The organism is Gammaproteobacteria bacterium (assembly GCA_003696665.1).
Lineage (GTDB): Bacteria > Pseudomonadota > Gammaproteobacteria > Enterobacterales.
In genome coordinates this window covers 1-14,119 of the sequence record RFGJ01000193.1, presented here as the reverse complement: position 1 = coordinate 14,119, position 14,119 = coordinate 1, and the positions used below count along the sequence as shown (strand labels likewise).

The window sequence follows — 14,119 nt, the reverse complement described above, 5'->3', positions numbered from 1 at the left end:
TACACAAAACCTTGTCAAAATTTCCAGTCGGAGTATTGTAACAAAGGAGCCCTAAAAGCGTCTGAACCACAGAATGTCGCAAACGAGTCGCGCGGCATCTGTGGAGACAGCCTTCTACGGGAGGGTTAGGGCTCCAATAATGACTACACTAGAGTAATCAAGACTGGAGAGACACTGATGAAAAAGAACACAATGGCAACTTTGATTGGCGCATCACTTGCGACAGCATTGAGCGCGATACCGGCGACTGCGTCGGCCAAGGCAAACCCATTTGGCGCCACTGACTTGGCGTCGGGTTACGCCCAAGTGAACTTTCTTGGCGGAGATAAAGGCGAGGAAGGCAAATGCGGCGCCAAAGGAGAGAAAGGCAAGGAAGGTAAATGCGGCGCCAAAGGCAAAAAAGGCAAGGAAGGCAAATGCGGTGAAGGCAAATGCGGCGCCAAAGGGAAAAAAGGCAAGGAAGGCAAATGCGGTGAAGCAAAATGTGGTGGTAAAAAATAAGCAAGTATGAGCACAGCTGATTTTGCCACCCTCGGCGCAGGTTTAGGCCTGCGCCGGGAAATGCTGTCAGACTACGAGCTTTTGGTCGGCGCTGTTGATTTTCTTGAAGTTGCGCCAGAAAACTGGATGCGGGTCGGTGGTCCATTGGGCGCACAATTTAGGCGTTTCACACAGGACATTCCTTTCGTTTGCCATGGCTTATCGCTATCCATTGGAGGACCGAATCCTTTAGACGTTTCGTTTGTCCGCGATGTTGCAGCGTTTCTCAAGCGACACAATGTGATCTTGTATAGTGAACATCTCAGTTATTGCTCAGATGACGGGCACCTTTATGATTTGATGCCTTTGCCATTTACCGAAGAAGCGGTCAAATATGTTGCCACGCGCGTCCAACAAGTGCAGGACATTCTTGGGCAAACACTGGTGCTCGAAAATGTGTCTTATTACGCCCAAGTGACCCCTGAGATGACAGAGCTTGAGTTCTTGCTTGCTGTCTTGGATGAAGCAGGCTGCGATTTGTTGCTGGATGTGAACAACGTCTATGTCAATTCGGTCAATCATGGTTATGACCCTAAAGCGTTTATTGCCCACATGCCAACGGAAAGAATACGTTACCTCCATATTGCGGGCCATTATGATGAGGCGCCGGATTTGTTGGTTGATACGCACGGTAGTCCGGTCAAGGAGGATGTCTGGTCATTGTTGGACTGGACCTATGAACAACATGGTGTCATCCCGACGTTGTTAGAACGCGATTTTAATCTTCCAACCACACAAACACTGATCGAGGAGATGCAAAAGATTCGCGAGATTCAAGCAAAACATGGCGTGACGACGGGGTGTGTGGAGTCGAATTATGGAAGTGCCTGAAAAACTGCGAACTGTTCAATTTGCATTTGCGAGCGCCATCCGGGCGCCAGAAGTGAATGAATCTCCGTTTGGTGTTGAGCGGCGGCGCATAGACGTTTATCGGGAGCTGTTTTATAACAATTTTCATGATTTTGTCAGCGCATCGTTTCCCGTTACCCGGACTTTATTCTCGGACGGGGAATGGGATGGACTGATTCGGCGTTTTATGGTGGAGCATCGATGTCATTCGCCGTTGTTCGCTGACATTCCACTAGAGTTTATGGATTTTATCCTAAATAAAGTGCCTGAATTATTGGCCACTAAGCCATTCTTACTCGAATTGATGCATTATGAGTGGATTGAAGTGGCGGTATGGATGGCGGACGAAGAAAACGAGGCGGCTGTTGACGCTGCTCGATGGCAGGAATGGCGGCCGGTGCTCAGCAGTGTGGCGCAAGTGCTTGCCTACCAGTTCCCGGTGCACCAAATCAGCGATATGTTTCAGCCGCTTGAGGCGCCGGAAACACCGACTTGTCTCGTTGTTTATCGGTGGCAAGATGATGTCCATTTTATGGTCCTGACCCCGGCGACTTATGCCATTTTGCAAGGCATGGATGGCAAAACGACTTACGCTGATATATTGGGTCCGATTGCCAAACAATTGGGCACGGACATTGAGTCATTGCAAAATTTAGCAGAACCAGTCATACGGACACTTTGTGAGCGCGGCATCATTTTGGGCTCTTATCCCAGTGCTTGACGAATATCGTTAGGCAGAGTTATGGGCTTTCCAGACTTGTAGTCGACCCAGACAATGACTGACTGGCCTTCGGCCACCAATTCGTCGCTTTTAGTGTCAAACATTTTATAGCCTAAGTTGAATCCTCGTGTCCTGATTTCAAGGGGATACAGTTCAATCCGCAGCCGGGCCGGGAAGACCACAGGCTTTTTGAAGGTACAACTGGCATTAGCAAGGATGGGGCCAGCGTTGGTTGCCAGGTCAACAGGATCGCCAACTTTGGCTAGCCACTCGACGCGTGCTTGCTCCATGTACACAAAATACCGGGTGTTGTTGACATGGCCTAAGGCATCCATATCACCCCAGCGAACATCAATATGACTGGTATGCAACAATTTCATCTCAATGGTATGATTCACGGCGACGAATGACTCATACTTTAACTGGAGAGCGCATGCGAAACAAACTCTTTCTTTGTGTGGTGATCACACTATTGCTGGGTGGATGTGCTTCGCAAAAATACAGCGATCCGCGTGACCCTTTTGAACCGCTCAATCGAAAAATTTATGCGTTTAATCGGGGCGTTGATAAGCTTGTGTTCAAACCATTGGCGGAAGGCTACCGGTGGCTCATGCCCGATCCGGTCGAGACTGGCATTCACAATGTTTTTGAGAACTTGGATGATGTCACAACGGCTGTCAATGGGCTGCTTCAAGGCAAATTTAAGCAAGCTGGCTCGGATCTTTTGCGTTTTGTTGTGAATTCTACCGTTGGCGTCGCAGGTATTTTCGATGTGGCGACGCACTGGGGGCTTGAAAAACATGATGAGGATTTTGGCCAAACGCTCGGTTATTGGGGATTTTCATCTGGTCCATATCTGATGCTGCCCTTTTTAGGACCCACGACAGTTCGTGACGGGTTTGGCGAGCTTGGCGACTACCCGCTAAGTTATACCAACCAAATTGATGACCCGGCAACACGAAATAGTGTGAAGTTTGTCGATCTGGTGCAAACAAGAGCGCAATTGCTGGAGCTCGAAAAACAACTGGAGGACGCCCTGGACGAATATGCTTTTGTCCGCGACGCCTATCTCCAGAACCGAGAATATCGGGTGCATGACGGTAAGTTGCAGCCGAAAGACGATCCTTATGGTGCTGACTGTGAGGCAGACTGTGATGATGTGCTGCTTGAGGACGATGTGCTCGAAGAAGACAAATAGCCCTTGATGAACGAGTCGATGACGAAGGAACCACTATGGCGCGCGATTGCGAGTCGGCGCATGTTGGTTTGTTTGGCGACAGGATTTTATTCAGGATTGCCCTTTTATTTGCTCATTCAATTCATACCTTTATGGCTCAGGCGGAATGATATTGATTTGGCAACCATTGGGCTTTTCAGCCTCATCCAACTTCCTTACACATGGAAATTTCTTTGGGCACCCGTGACCGATGGACCAATGCGCAAGGGACTTGGGCGAAGGCGACGATGGTTGTTGCCTCTGCAGACAGGGTTGGCCTTTTTTATTTTGGGTCTGGCGTGGATCCCACCGACTTCCGGTGTCGTTTATATCGCGTCGATTGCGTTTATTGTGGCGCTGTTTAGTGCCACACAAGATATTGTGCTTGACGCTTATCGGCGTGAGCTGTTACCTGATCGCGAAATTGGTTTGGGCTCCAGTCTATTCGTCAATGCGTATCGCCTAGCGGGATTGGTTTCTTTTTCAATAGCGGCCGTGATTGCTGACCACTATGGTTATTCGGTGGCGTTTACCTTCATCGCCATGGTGATGGCGATAGGGGGTTTGGTCACTTTGTGGATGCCCAGTACTGACATTGATGAGACTGACGACAAATGCCAGCCAGTGTGGCGCTGGCGTCATTTTGTTGCCCCGTTACAAGAACTCTGGTCGAGAAGTTCGCCAACCCAGCTATGGTTTTTGCTCGCATTTATTGTGCTGTACAAGTTGGGTGACAATATGGCCACCGCACTGGCGACGCCGTTTTACGTGGACATCGGGTATAGCGATACGGAAATTGGCACCATAGCGAAGTTGTCTGCCCTCTGGGCCTCAATTGCGGGTGGTGTGTTAGGTGGTGTGTGGATGCTTCGACTGGGGATCGCCCGAGCCTTATGGATATTCGGCCTCATACAAATGATCACAATTTTAGGCTATCTTCCGCTTTCATGGGTTGGAGCATCTGACAAAATCGTGTTTTCGCCAATAACTTTGGGGCAGTTGCTGCTATTTTGTGTCGTGAGTTTGGAATATCTTGGGGTCGGCTTGGGCACTGTGGCACTCACGGCTTTTATGCTGAAAGCAGCCAGTCGGACTTTCAGTGCGACTCAGGTTGCGTTATTAACGAGTCTCGCCGCACTACCTAGGGTATTGGCGACAGTCGCGTCGGGTTTTTTGATTGAGACAACAGGGTATCCAGTATTTTTTCTCTTGTGTTTTTTTCTTGCGATTCCCGGGCTGTGGATGGTATCGAGGGTAAGATACTGGTGTGAGCAGGAAATAAAGCCGAATGACACGACTCGATCATAGAGCTTAGATGATGGCTTCTGTACAATGGTGGAATGCGAATTGAGGATAGCAAATCATGTTTAATCAACTCTCTGACCGACTACGTGATTCTTTTCGAAAATTAAGCGGGCGCGCCCGCATCACCGAGGACAATATTAACGATACTGTGAGGGAGGTGCGGAAAGCACTGCTGGAAGCGGATGTGGCGCTGCCTGTGGTCAAGCAATTTACCGCGCAGGTGAAATCAAAGGCCTTGGGCATGGAAGTCCATAAGTCGTTGTCGCCAGGCCAAGCATTTATCAAAATCGTTCATCAAGCGCTGGTGGAGGCGATGGGTGAGGCGGCCTCGCCGATTAATCTTCAGGTACAACCACCCGCCGTCATTCTCATGGCAGGCCTACAAGGTGCGGGTAAGACAACAACTTCCGCTAAGTTGGCCTTGTGGCTAAAAGAACGAGAAAAGAAAAAAGTATTGCTTGTCAGTGCTGACGTCTATCGTCCAGCGGCGATTGAACAGTTAAAGACTTTGGCTGACGAAGTTGGTGTTGAGTGTTTCCCATCCGCAGCTGATCAAAAACCAGAAAAAATTGCGATGTCGGCGGTTGAATATGCACGGCGTCACCTGTTTGATGTCGTCATCGTGGATACCGCTGGCCGTTTGGCGATTGACGACGCCATGATGGACGAAATTAAGCGCCTGCAGTCGCAACTGCAACCTGCGGAAACGCTTTTTGTGGTGGATGCCATGACAGGGCAGGATGCCGCCAATACCGCACGCGCATTTCATGAAGCATTAGATTTGACTGGTGTGGTCTTGAGTAAGGCAGATGGTGACGCGCGTGGCGGTGCGGCGCTTTCTATTCGTGCGATTACCGGGAAGCCTATCAAGTTCATTGGCACGGGCGAGAAGATGGATGGCCTGGAGGCGTTTCATCCCGAGCGAATTGCGTCGCGAATTCTCGGCATGGGGGATGTTCTGAGCCTCATCGAAGATGTCGAGAGGAAGATCGACAAGAAAAAAGCAGAACAACTGGCAAAGAAAGTCGCCAAAGGCCAAGGCTTCGACCTCGAAGATTTTCGCGAGCAACTGATTCAGATGAAAAACTTAGGTGGGGTAGGCAGTTTGTTAAATAAGTTGCCAGGCATGGCTTCGCTCCCGAAGAATGCCGAAGCCCTGGGAGAGCAACAATTCAAAAAGATGGAAGCGATCATTAACTCAATGACACCGCACGAACGTCGCCATCCAAAAATCATTAAGGGCTCGAGGAAGCGTCGTATTGCCGCGGGTTCCGGGACACAGATTCAGGACGTGAACCGGATGCTAAAACAATTTGAGCAAATGCAAAAAATGATGAAGAAGTTGGGCGGAAAAGGGGGTATGAAGAAGCTGATGCGGGGCATGAAAGGTATGATGCCACCTGGCGGGCGCCCGTTTTGAGCGCTTTTCATACTAAAATCGCTACAACAAAGGTTTTCAAATCGATCATTTAAGAGTACAATTCTGCGCCTTCAGTAAGAGGCCTTATGTATTGACCGGTCGATAGACAACAGAATTTAGAGGAAGATTGAACGATGGTAACAATTCGTTTGGCTCGTTCGGGTTCGAAAAAGCGTCCATTTTATCATGTGACAGTGGCAGATAGCCGCAACGCACGTGATGGTCGGTTCATCGAGCGTGTAGGATTTTTTAATCCAGTTGCTCGGGGCAATGACGAAAAGCTGCGCCTTGATTTGGAACGCATCGAGTACTGGCTGAGCCAAGGTGCTCAAACCAGTGAGCGTGTTGCGCAGCTCATCAAGCAATATAAAAAATCAGCGTAACAATTGTGTCCCGCATTGAAAAACGAAAATGCAAGGCGGGACGATGGACATTGAACTGGTTGAGCCGGTGGTGGTGGCAGCAGTCACCACTGCCTTTGGTGTTAAGGGTTGGGTAAAGCTTGTCAGCTTTACCGAGCCGCCAGAGCAGCTGTTTGAATACAACCCGGTATGGGTGAACGTGCAAGGTGAGTGGCGTCGCCACTCGATTGAGCATTGGCGCTCGCATGGGCAACTGTGGGTGGCACGTTTCAGCGGTGTGAATGACAGAGATGCCGCGCTTGCATTGCGCAAAGCTGAAATTGCCATAGATGCATCTCAGCTGGCCGCTCTAGAGGACGGTGAATATTATTGGCGCGATTTGATTGGTTGCCGGGTGGTCAATTTGCAGGATGAAGACCTTGGTGTTGTGACAAGGCTTATGGAGACCGGTGCCAATGATGTTTTGGTGTTGCGAGTGGACGAGCATGCCGTCACGATTCGCAACGCGCGGGGGCAGAGTCTGAGGGAGCGGCTGATCCCCTATACGCCAGGTTACGTTGTCCGGCAGGTTGAGCTGCCACTTAAAAAAATTATTGTGGACTGGCCAAGTGACTTCTGAGGGTGTGCAGTACTTGCGCTGGGTGCGAGCGGTCAGTGTCTTTCCCGGCATGTTTGCGGCGCTGACAGACTTTGGCGTCACGGGGCGGGCGATTAAACAGGGCGTAATCGATTTTGCGGTGGTCAACCCGCGCGATTTTACGCATGACAAACACCGCACAGTAGATGATAGACCCTATGGCGGTGGGCCGGGCATGCTGATGAAAACGGCGCCGTTGGTTGACGCGATACAATGCGCTCGGGAGCAAGCGAAAGAGACAGGCCATAAGGTTCTGACGATTTATTTGTCGCCAACTGGGCATCGTCTTGACCAAAAATGGGTGGATGCGCTGGCGACACAGCAAGGATTGATATTGGTTTGCGGGCGCTATGAAGGGATTGACCAGCGTGTGATTGAAAGGGAAATTGACGTTGAGTTGTCGATCGGTGATTTTGTGGTCAGTGGCGGTGAGTTGCCTGCCATGATCCTGTTGGACGCGGTGCTTCGTCAGGTCCCTGGTGTGTTGGGGCACGAGGCATCGGCAGTAGAAGATTCTTATTCAGGTGGCTTGCTGGATTGCCCGCACTTTACGCGGCCGGCAAAAGATGAAACAGGGCAGGTGCCACAGGTCTTATTGAGTGGTGATCATGCCAAGATTGCCAGGTGGAGGAGAAAGCAGGCGCTTGGGCGCACATGGGAATGGCGTCCGGAATTGTTGAAGCAAATTTCGTTGTCGGAGGCAGACCAGAATTTACTGGACGAGTATATTGAGGAATTCCTTCGGCGCAAAATTTGATACAATGGTAACCAATATTTTGGCTAGGTGTGTTCGCGGGAGCGAACTGGATATCAGGAGCAAGCAATGAGTAACATCATCGATCAATTGAATGCCGAGCAAATGGCAGGTAAAGAAATTCCCGAGTTTGGTCCGGGAGATACTGTGCGGGTAAGCGTCAAGGTGAAAGAAGGCAACCGCGAGCGTTTGCAGGCGTTCGAAGGTGTTGTGCTTGCGAAACGTAATCGCGGGCTAAATAGCGCGTTTACGGTTCGTAAAATTTCTAACGGAGTTGGCGTTGAGCGGGTGTTTCAGACGTATAGCCCGATGATCCAAGAGATCAAAGTTGTGCGTCGCGGTGATGTACGCCGTGCCAAGCTCTATTACCTGCGTGAGCGCAGTGGTAAGGCTGCCCGAATCAAAGAAAAGCTTTCTTAATTTGACCCGACAAAAAAACCGGCTGATGTCAGCCGGTTTTTTTATGCTGACTCCATTCTCCTCGCGTTAAGGCATTTCGTTGGACGCCGATGGCCTTTGACGACTGCTCCACATGATCGCGTGTTTCTCAGTGTCATGCCCGTTGGAAACGATAGGGACGAACCGAGAGATATTTGATATCTGAATTTTGGTTCTTTGGTCCGATGAGTGTAGGATTGTGTCATCTGTCAACTGATCCGATGAGGTAAGCCATGAATGATTATCAAGCGCCCGTGACTGATATGATGTTTGCGCTCAACGACGTGTTTGATGCCCCAAGCCATTTTGCCAAATGGTATCCAGACAAGGATTTGGATGAGTCGCTGATACGTGCTGTGCTTGAGGAGGCCGGACGCTTTTGTCGAGAGGTATTATCGCCACTTAATCGTCCCGGTGATGAACACGGCTGTCGATTCGATAAGGACTTACACGCTGTGTCTACCCCAGAGGGTTTTCGCGAGGCCTATCAACAATTTGTTGAGGCTGGCTGGCCGAGCTTTACCGGTCCTGAGTCCGCAGGCGGTCAAGGTATGCCAAAGGCACTGCATATGATGATTGAGGAAATGCTCTACGGGGCCAATACCTCATTTTGTCTATACCCGTCATTGACATCGGGGGCAATCCATGCGTTGCATTTGCATGCCAATCCGGATTTGGTCGAAATCTACCTTGACAAGTTGGTTAGCGGCGAGTGGAGCGGCACAATGTGTCTGACGGAACCCCATGCGGGGAGTGACCTTGGGTTGCTTCGCACCAAAGCGGAACCGGACGGTGAGAGTTACCGAATTACCGGCACGAAGATTTTTATCACGGGCGGAGAACACGATCTCACGGAGAACATTGTGCACTTGGTGCTCGCACGGTTGCCAGATGCACCAGAAGGCGTCAAAGGCATAAGTTTGTTTCTTGTGCCAAAGTTCCTACCAACACCAGTTGGCAAAATCGGGGAACGGAATCAGGTGTATTGTTCTTCAATCGAACACAAAATGGGCATTAAAGCATCTTCGACGTGTGTCATGAATTTTGAGCAGGCCCGTGGATGGTTGATTGGGGAGCCGAATAAAGGCCTGAAATATATGTTCTCGATGATGAACAATGAGCGTTTATCCATCGGGCTACAAGGTATTGGGCTCGCTGAACGCTCATGGCAAACAGCGGTGCGGTACGCGACAGAAAGACTGCAGGGTCGATCACCGCTTGTGAATGAAACAGCACCGCATCCAATCGTCGCCCATCCTGATGTCAGACGAATGCTTCTGTGGATGCAAAGTTTTGTTGAAGTCGCACGTTTGTCTGCCGTGATGGTTGGCTTGAAATATGATGCCTCGCTTCATGGCGACGACGCTGAGCGGACAGTCGCAAGTGACTGGGTCGCATTTTTGACACCGGTGGCGAAAGCGTTTTGGACAGACATGGGGTTTGCATCAGTCAATCTTGGAGTCCAGGTGCTTGGCGGGCATGGCTACATTCGTGAATGGGGGCAGGAACAATGCGTGCGGGATCTGCGTATTGCGCAGATCTACGAAGGTACCAATGGGATTCAGGCAATGGACTTGATTGGGCGTAAGGTGCTGGCCGACAGTGGGCACAAGTTTAAGTTGTTCGCCGATTGGGTCGATCAGATTTTGGCGAACAGTTCGGCCTCGAACGCTTATCGCGAACGCTTAAGTGCTGCGCACGAACAGTTAAAACAAATAACAACCTGGCTGATTCAAGAAGCTCAGAAACGACCAGCATTACCTGGCGCTGTGGCAAATGATTATTTGCACTTTGTGGGTTGGATTTGGTTTGGTGCTTTGTGGCTTCACACGTTGGATCGTTTGGATCGCTCGTCGTGTTTGTCGCCGGATGGCAAGGAGAAAAAACGCATTTTGGCCAAGTTCTTCTTTGAAAGAATGTTTCCATGCGTCAATGGCCTCGTCGAAGCAATATATGCCGGTGAGGAGAGCGTGTTGAATTGTCCAAACGAGTGGTTTGATCGGTGATTTTTGGTTTGGGGGCATAAGTGCCCCCTTGTTGGAAGCCGTTGTGTCGTGCTTCGACTTGGCATGGATGCCATTAGCTTGTGCTTGCCGTAGAACAATAATGATTCTATGCTTGGGAACAATTCTCAAGCGTACGGTGACCTAACAACGATGCAGGTTCAATTTCCAAACGCGAATAACTACCTCATTCCCCGTGGCCTTTTCGTCGCGGCTTGGAAAGTGTGGTTCAAGCGCTTTGCTCAAGATCCGAGTCAATGGCGGAAAGGCGCGATGCCTCTGGGAACAATGGAAGGGACTTTGGCAAACTTGTTAAATACGAGGGGGCGTTTCAATGTCGATGTTATCTGTCGTCTCATGGTGCCCTGGAACTATCGAAATCAACCACAGGCTACGGACGCATTTCTAGCACTGAATACCCATATTCTCGTTCCTGTCGATGACCATCTGGCGTCAGAACACCAGCCTGCCGTTCGTTTATCTGACCAGGCGCTTGAGTTTTGGGATAGAAGAACATTTATCGAGCAAGATCAGTGGATGAATTATGCAGAGGCGCGGATTCAGGCCGATATTGAAACCACCTCTGATGAGCCAGTGATCGTGGATGATGCCGGCATTGAAGTCATTGGCAGCGGTGTTTATCCCCCATATATACCGGATAAAAATGCGCCTGATGAGGCGTTTGTTGAGGCGATGGTGGCCTGGATCGATGAGGATGTTCACCAGCCAATGTATCAGCGAAAGCCTGTTGGTGATGCGGTCAGTACTTGGCATGATAGGTTAACTGCGTTTTTTTGGCCCAAACCGCGGATGGGCTATTCGGAATTCAAGGTGTTCTCCAGCCCATTGCTGTATTACAGCAGTGTGCTTGCCGAACGAATCCTTGATGGCAAAGCATGGACCCCCACGGAAAATCAATACGCGGTCAAGGTTGCCAATGAGTTGTTTAACTTGATGGGAACGCCTCAACGACAAGTCACGGAAGAGACAGTGCGCCGAGTCTTCGAGGCTGCTGTGCTGAATCGAATCGATGAAGAGGCGAAGATGAACAGTGGTTGGACGTTCTTGGCCGCGTTTGCCAGCGCCATTCACGAAAAATCGCCGAGAAGTGATTACATTCCTCTTATGGCATGGAACTCCCGTATCGCCACAGCGGTTATTTCACGTCTCGACTTTTTGCTGACAGAGGCGGGGGTGACGGAGCTTGGTGACCGTTTCCCTGGCTTGGGGTTGATTCCCGGCTGGGGCGGGACACGGCCGCGGCAATATTCGTTAAATTGGCCAAGTGGCTACCGTAGCTGGCGAACCCAATTGGCGGCGAGCCGTCTAGGCATACAGATTCGGGACATTTTGAACAACAGCGTCAACAGCCGGGGACAAAGAAAATACCGAACAATGCCTCTTGTCGGGGGAGACCGAGGCCCATGGACTTTACGTGGTGTTGAGCTCGTCCTGTTTCAGGACGGTTATTGATGTGACGCCTCTTCGTCCCGCAGATATTTTGATAAAACGACTCGCTTATCAAGACGGGTGCGCAGAACCGTGTCGGGAGATAACGGTGTGTCCGCGCGTAAAAGCTGATTGCTGTCAACCACTTCGGTAATGCTGTAACCGCGCGCGAGTGTTGCCAATGGACTGACGCCTTGCAAGTGGCCGACCAGTTGCGCCAAGCGTTCATTCGCGGAATGAATGGATGCATTGATAGAGGTTTCGGTACGGTGCAAGAGATGGGCGAGTAAATTTTCGTATTGCTTTATCTTGGTTGCCGGACTCATCAACGAAAGGCGGTCGCGCAAATTAGCAACACGCCCCGATGTGTCGACCAACCGATCTCTTACCGACTTATCGAGCCGCCACTCAAGATCTTGCAAACGGAAAAGCGTTTGTTTTAACAAGTGTTGTGGCGTTGGCAGGCGAGCCGAGAGCCAATCTAGCTGCTGCATTGATGATTGCAGACGGTGCCAAATGGTATCGCTGAGCCGTTGGGCGAGTTGATCAAGCTGACGTCGCATGATGGTCACGTCGTTGGAGACATATTCGGCGGCGGCAGAAGGTGTCGGCAATCGCAAATCGGCGACCCAGTCACAGATGGTGAAATCGACCTCATGGCCGACTGCTGAAATGGTGGGGATTGGGCAGGCGGCAATGACGCGCGCCAATTGTTCGTCATTAAAGCACCATAGGTCCTCAAGGCTACCACCGCCACGCGTGATGATCAGGACATCAACCTCAGCGCGCGCTGAGGCAATTTCGATGGCTTGGATCAAACTTGTGGCTGCGTCCTTACCTTGGACATTGGCCGGGTAGATGATCACATGCTTAAATGGGTCGCGCCGCTTTAAAACGCTGATAATGTCATGAATTGCAGCGCCAGCTGGGGATGTAACAATGCCGATTGTGTGAATTCTATCAGGCAGCGACTTTTTTCGTTCGGCATCAAATAAGCCTTCTTTGTGCAATTTTTCCTTGAGCTGGAGGAAAGCTAATTGCAGTGCCCCGACACCGGCAGGTTCCATCCAATCGACAATTAGCTGAAGATCCCCACGCGCTTCATAGATGGAGGCATTGGCGCGAATCATGACTTGCTCGCCGTCCTTTGGACGATAACGACAGAAACGGTTTTTGCCCTTGAACATGGCGCAACGTATCTGTGCGCTATCGTCTTTCAGGCTGAAGTACCAATGGCCGGAAGTCGCGGCTGAAAAATTGGTCAACTCACCTGTGATCCAAAGGCTTTTAAAACTTGGCTCGATGGTGCCCCGCAATAATCCGATTAGACGTGAGACGGAAAGCGGTTTTTGCTGGTCGGTTTGATTGGCTGGGTTATTGTTCATTGGCGCGTGTCGGACTATAATTCGTGTCTGGCGTGTACCCGGGCCAGTATTGGTGCCGGGTCTCATTTTATCAGTAGGTATATTCTACCATGCGAATCATCCAAGAAGCGCTCACATTTGATGATGTCTTGCTTGTTCCGGCCCACTCTAAGGTGCTACCGGCCGATGCCGATTTGCGGACGCGAGTCACGCGAGAAATTGATCTCAATATCCCGCTTGTGTCGGCGGCAATGGACACTGTCACAGAAGCTCGCTTGGCCATTGCCTTGGCACAAGAGGGCGGCATTGGTTTCATCCATAAAAATATGACCATTGAACGCCAGGCGGAGGAAGTACGCCTGGTCAAGAAATACGAAAGTGGCGTCGTATCCGATCCGGTCACCGTCAGCCCGGAGACGACCTTGGGCGAGTTGCGTGAAGTCATCCGAAAATATGGGTTCAGTGGTTTTCCCGTGGTGGATGGCGATGATTTGGTTGGTATTGTCACGAATCGTGACATCCGCTTCGAGACGCGTGACGACGTCAAGGTGGCACAATTGATGACGCCAAAAGATCGGTTGATTACGGTTCAAGAAGGCGAAGACCACGACAAAGTCATCGATTTGATGCGTGTCCATCGATTGGAGAAAGTCCTGATCGTTGACAAAAATTTCCGTCTTAAGGGGATGATGACGGTCAAGGACATTCAGAAGGCTGAAGAAAAACCCAATGCATGCAAGGATGAAAAGGGACGCCTACGCGTCGGAGCAGCGGTCGGGACTGGGCCAGAGACAGATGATCGAGTGGCGGCCTTGGTCGAGGCTGGGGTTGACATTATTTTGGTGGATACATCACACGGCCATTCACAAGGGGTGCTTGATCGCATTCGTTGGGTCAAGCAACACTATCCGGATGTCCAGGTCATTGGTGGCAATGTAGCGACCGGTGAGGGAGCTTTGGCCATCGTTGAGGCAGGAGCCGACGGAGTGAAAGTCGGCATTGGCCCGGGCTCCATTTGCACCACGCGAATTGTCACGGGTGTCGGTGTGCCACAAATCAGC

The 14,119-nt window shown here is 50.7% G+C and carries 15 protein-coding genes; 13 read left to right on the top strand and 2 right to left on the bottom strand.

Annotated elements, in window-relative coordinates; genetic code table 11:
• Positions 1–316 precede the first annotated feature (316 nt).
• Genes D6694_05585 through D6694_05575 form a run of 3 tightly spaced genes read left to right on the top strand, consistent with a single transcriptional unit; the run spans position 317 to position 2,110 of the window.
• Positions 317–511 (top strand): hypothetical protein, encoded by a 195-nt coding sequence (locus D6694_05585; GenBank protein ID RMH44651.1) that lies wholly within the window; start codon positions 317–319, stop codon positions 509–511.
• The gene (locus D6694_05580) at positions 508–1,371 is read left to right on the top strand and encodes a DUF692 domain-containing protein (protein ID RMH44650.1); all 864 of its coding nucleotides are present in this window, start codon (positions 508–510) and stop codon (positions 1,369–1,371) included. The genes D6694_05585 and D6694_05580 overlap by 4 nt, the downstream gene beginning before the upstream one ends.
• The gene (locus D6694_05575) at positions 1,358–2,110 is read left to right on the top strand and encodes a DUF2063 domain-containing protein (protein ID RMH44649.1); all 753 of its coding nucleotides are present in this window, start codon (positions 1,358–1,360) and stop codon (positions 2,108–2,110) included. Before D6694_05580 ends, D6694_05575 begins: the two co-directional genes overlap by 14 nt.
• Here D6694_05575 and D6694_05570 read toward each other — a convergent pair.
• Complete coding sequence (locus D6694_05570; GenBank protein RMH44648.1) at positions 2,095–2,490, bottom strand: acyl-CoA thioesterase; 396 nt, start codon at positions 2,488–2,490, stop codon at positions 2,095–2,097. The genes D6694_05575 and D6694_05570 overlap by 16 nt on opposite strands.
• Positions 2,491–2,543: 53 nt before the next feature.
• On the opposite strand from D6694_05570, the gene D6694_05565 reads away from it, so the two are divergent.
• From D6694_05565 to D6694_05525, 9 genes are all read left to right on the top strand, one after another.
• The gene (locus tag D6694_05565) at positions 2,544–3,308 is read left to right on the top strand and encodes a VacJ family lipoprotein (protein RMH44647.1); all 765 of its coding nucleotides are present in this window, start codon (positions 2,544–2,546) and stop codon (positions 3,306–3,308) included.
• 6 nt (positions 3,309–3,314) lie between these two features.
• Positions 3,315–4,634, top strand: a complete 1,320-nt coding sequence (locus D6694_05560) for an MFS transporter (protein RMH44646.1) — start codon at positions 3,315–3,317, stop codon at positions 4,632–4,634.
• A 55-nt stretch (positions 4,635–4,689) separates the two neighbouring features.
• Positions 4,690–6,051, top strand: a complete 1,362-nt coding sequence (locus tag D6694_05555) for a signal recognition particle protein (protein ID RMH44645.1) — start codon at positions 4,690–4,692, stop codon at positions 6,049–6,051.
• Positions 6,052–6,185: 134 nt separating this feature from the next.
• Complete coding sequence (locus D6694_05550; protein RMH44644.1) at positions 6,186–6,434, top strand: 30S ribosomal protein S16; 249 nt, start codon at positions 6,186–6,188, stop codon at positions 6,432–6,434.
• Between the two features lie 28 nt (positions 6,435–6,462).
• Positions 6,463–7,032, top strand: a complete 570-nt coding sequence (gene rimM / locus D6694_05545; GenBank protein RMH44643.1) for a ribosome maturation factor RimM — start codon at positions 6,463–6,465, stop codon at positions 7,030–7,032.
• 49 nt (positions 7,033–7,081) lie between these two features.
• Positions 7,082–7,807 carry a tRNA (guanosine(37)-N1)-methyltransferase TrmD gene (gene trmD, locus D6694_05540; protein RMH44653.1) on the top strand — a complete coding sequence of 242 codons (726 nt, stop codon included), beginning with the start codon at positions 7,082–7,084 and terminating at the stop codon, positions 7,805–7,807.
• Between the two features lie 66 nt (positions 7,808–7,873).
• Positions 7,874–8,224: a 50S ribosomal protein L19 gene (rplS, locus tag D6694_05535; protein RMH44642.1), complete on the top strand. Its 351-nt coding sequence runs from the start codon at positions 7,874–7,876 to the stop codon at positions 8,222–8,224.
• A 251-nt stretch (positions 8,225–8,475) separates the two neighbouring features.
• A complete protein-coding gene (locus D6694_05530; protein ID RMH44641.1) occupies positions 8,476–10,248 on the top strand; it encodes an acyl-CoA dehydrogenase in 1,773 nt (590 codons plus the stop codon).
• Between the two features lie 150 nt (positions 10,249–10,398).
• The gene (locus D6694_05525) at positions 10,399–11,718 is read left to right on the top strand and encodes a hypothetical protein (protein RMH44652.1); all 1,320 of its coding nucleotides are present in this window, start codon (positions 10,399–10,401) and stop codon (positions 11,716–11,718) included.
• On the opposite strand, the gene D6694_05520 is transcribed toward D6694_05525, so the two are convergent.
• Positions 11,712–13,145 (bottom strand): exodeoxyribonuclease VII large subunit, encoded by a 1,434-nt coding sequence (locus D6694_05520; GenBank protein RMH44640.1) that lies wholly within the window; start codon positions 13,143–13,145, stop codon positions 11,712–11,714. The two genes, D6694_05525 and D6694_05520, sit on opposite strands and share 7 nt — an antisense overlap.
• A 23-nt stretch (positions 13,146–13,168) precedes the next feature.
• Between D6694_05520 and D6694_05515 the strand changes: the two genes are divergently transcribed.
• Positions 13,169–14,119, top strand: a 951-nt coding sequence (locus D6694_05515) for a CBS domain-containing protein (GenBank protein ID RMH44639.1), incomplete at its 3' end; no start/stop codon positions are given.

Bases quoted from the DNA above. Each gene is read 5' to 3' on its own strand.
- D6694_05580 (RMH44650.1), top strand. From the start codon at position 508: ATGAGCACAGCTGATTTTGCCACCCTCGGCGCAGGTTTAGGCCTGCGC.
- D6694_05575 (RMH44649.1), top strand. From the start codon at position 1,358: ATGGAAGTGCCTGAAAAACTGCGAACTGTTCAATTTGCATTTGCGAGC.
- D6694_05570 (RMH44648.1), bottom strand. From the start codon at position 2,490: ATGAAATTGTTGCATACCAGTCATATTGATGTTCGCTGGGGTGATATG.
- D6694_05565 (RMH44647.1), top strand. From the start codon at position 2,544: ATGCGAAACAAACTCTTTCTTTGTGTGGTGATCACACTATTGCTGGGT.
- D6694_05560 (RMH44646.1), top strand. From the start codon at position 3,315: ATGAACGAGTCGATGACGAAGGAACCACTATGGCGCGCGATTGCGAGT.
- D6694_05555 (RMH44645.1), top strand. From the start codon at position 4,690: ATGTTTAATCAACTCTCTGACCGACTACGTGATTCTTTTCGAAAATTA.
- D6694_05550 (RMH44644.1), top strand. From the start codon at position 6,186: ATGGTAACAATTCGTTTGGCTCGTTCGGGTTCGAAAAAGCGTCCATTT.
- rimM (RMH44643.1), top strand. From the start codon at position 6,463: ATGCAAGGCGGGACGATGGACATTGAACTGGTTGAGCCGGTGGTGGTG.
- trmD (RMH44653.1), top strand. From the start codon at position 7,082: ATGTTTGCGGCGCTGACAGACTTTGGCGTCACGGGGCGGGCGATTAAA.
- rplS (RMH44642.1), top strand. From the start codon at position 7,874: ATGAGTAACATCATCGATCAATTGAATGCCGAGCAAATGGCAGGTAAA.
- D6694_05530 (RMH44641.1), top strand. From the start codon at position 8,476: ATGAATGATTATCAAGCGCCCGTGACTGATATGATGTTTGCGCTCAAC.
- D6694_05525 (RMH44652.1), top strand. From the start codon at position 10,399: ATGCAGGTTCAATTTCCAAACGCGAATAACTACCTCATTCCCCGTGGC.
- D6694_05520 (RMH44640.1), bottom strand. From the start codon at position 13,145: ATGAGACCCGGCACCAATACTGGCCCGGGTACACGCCAGACACGAATT.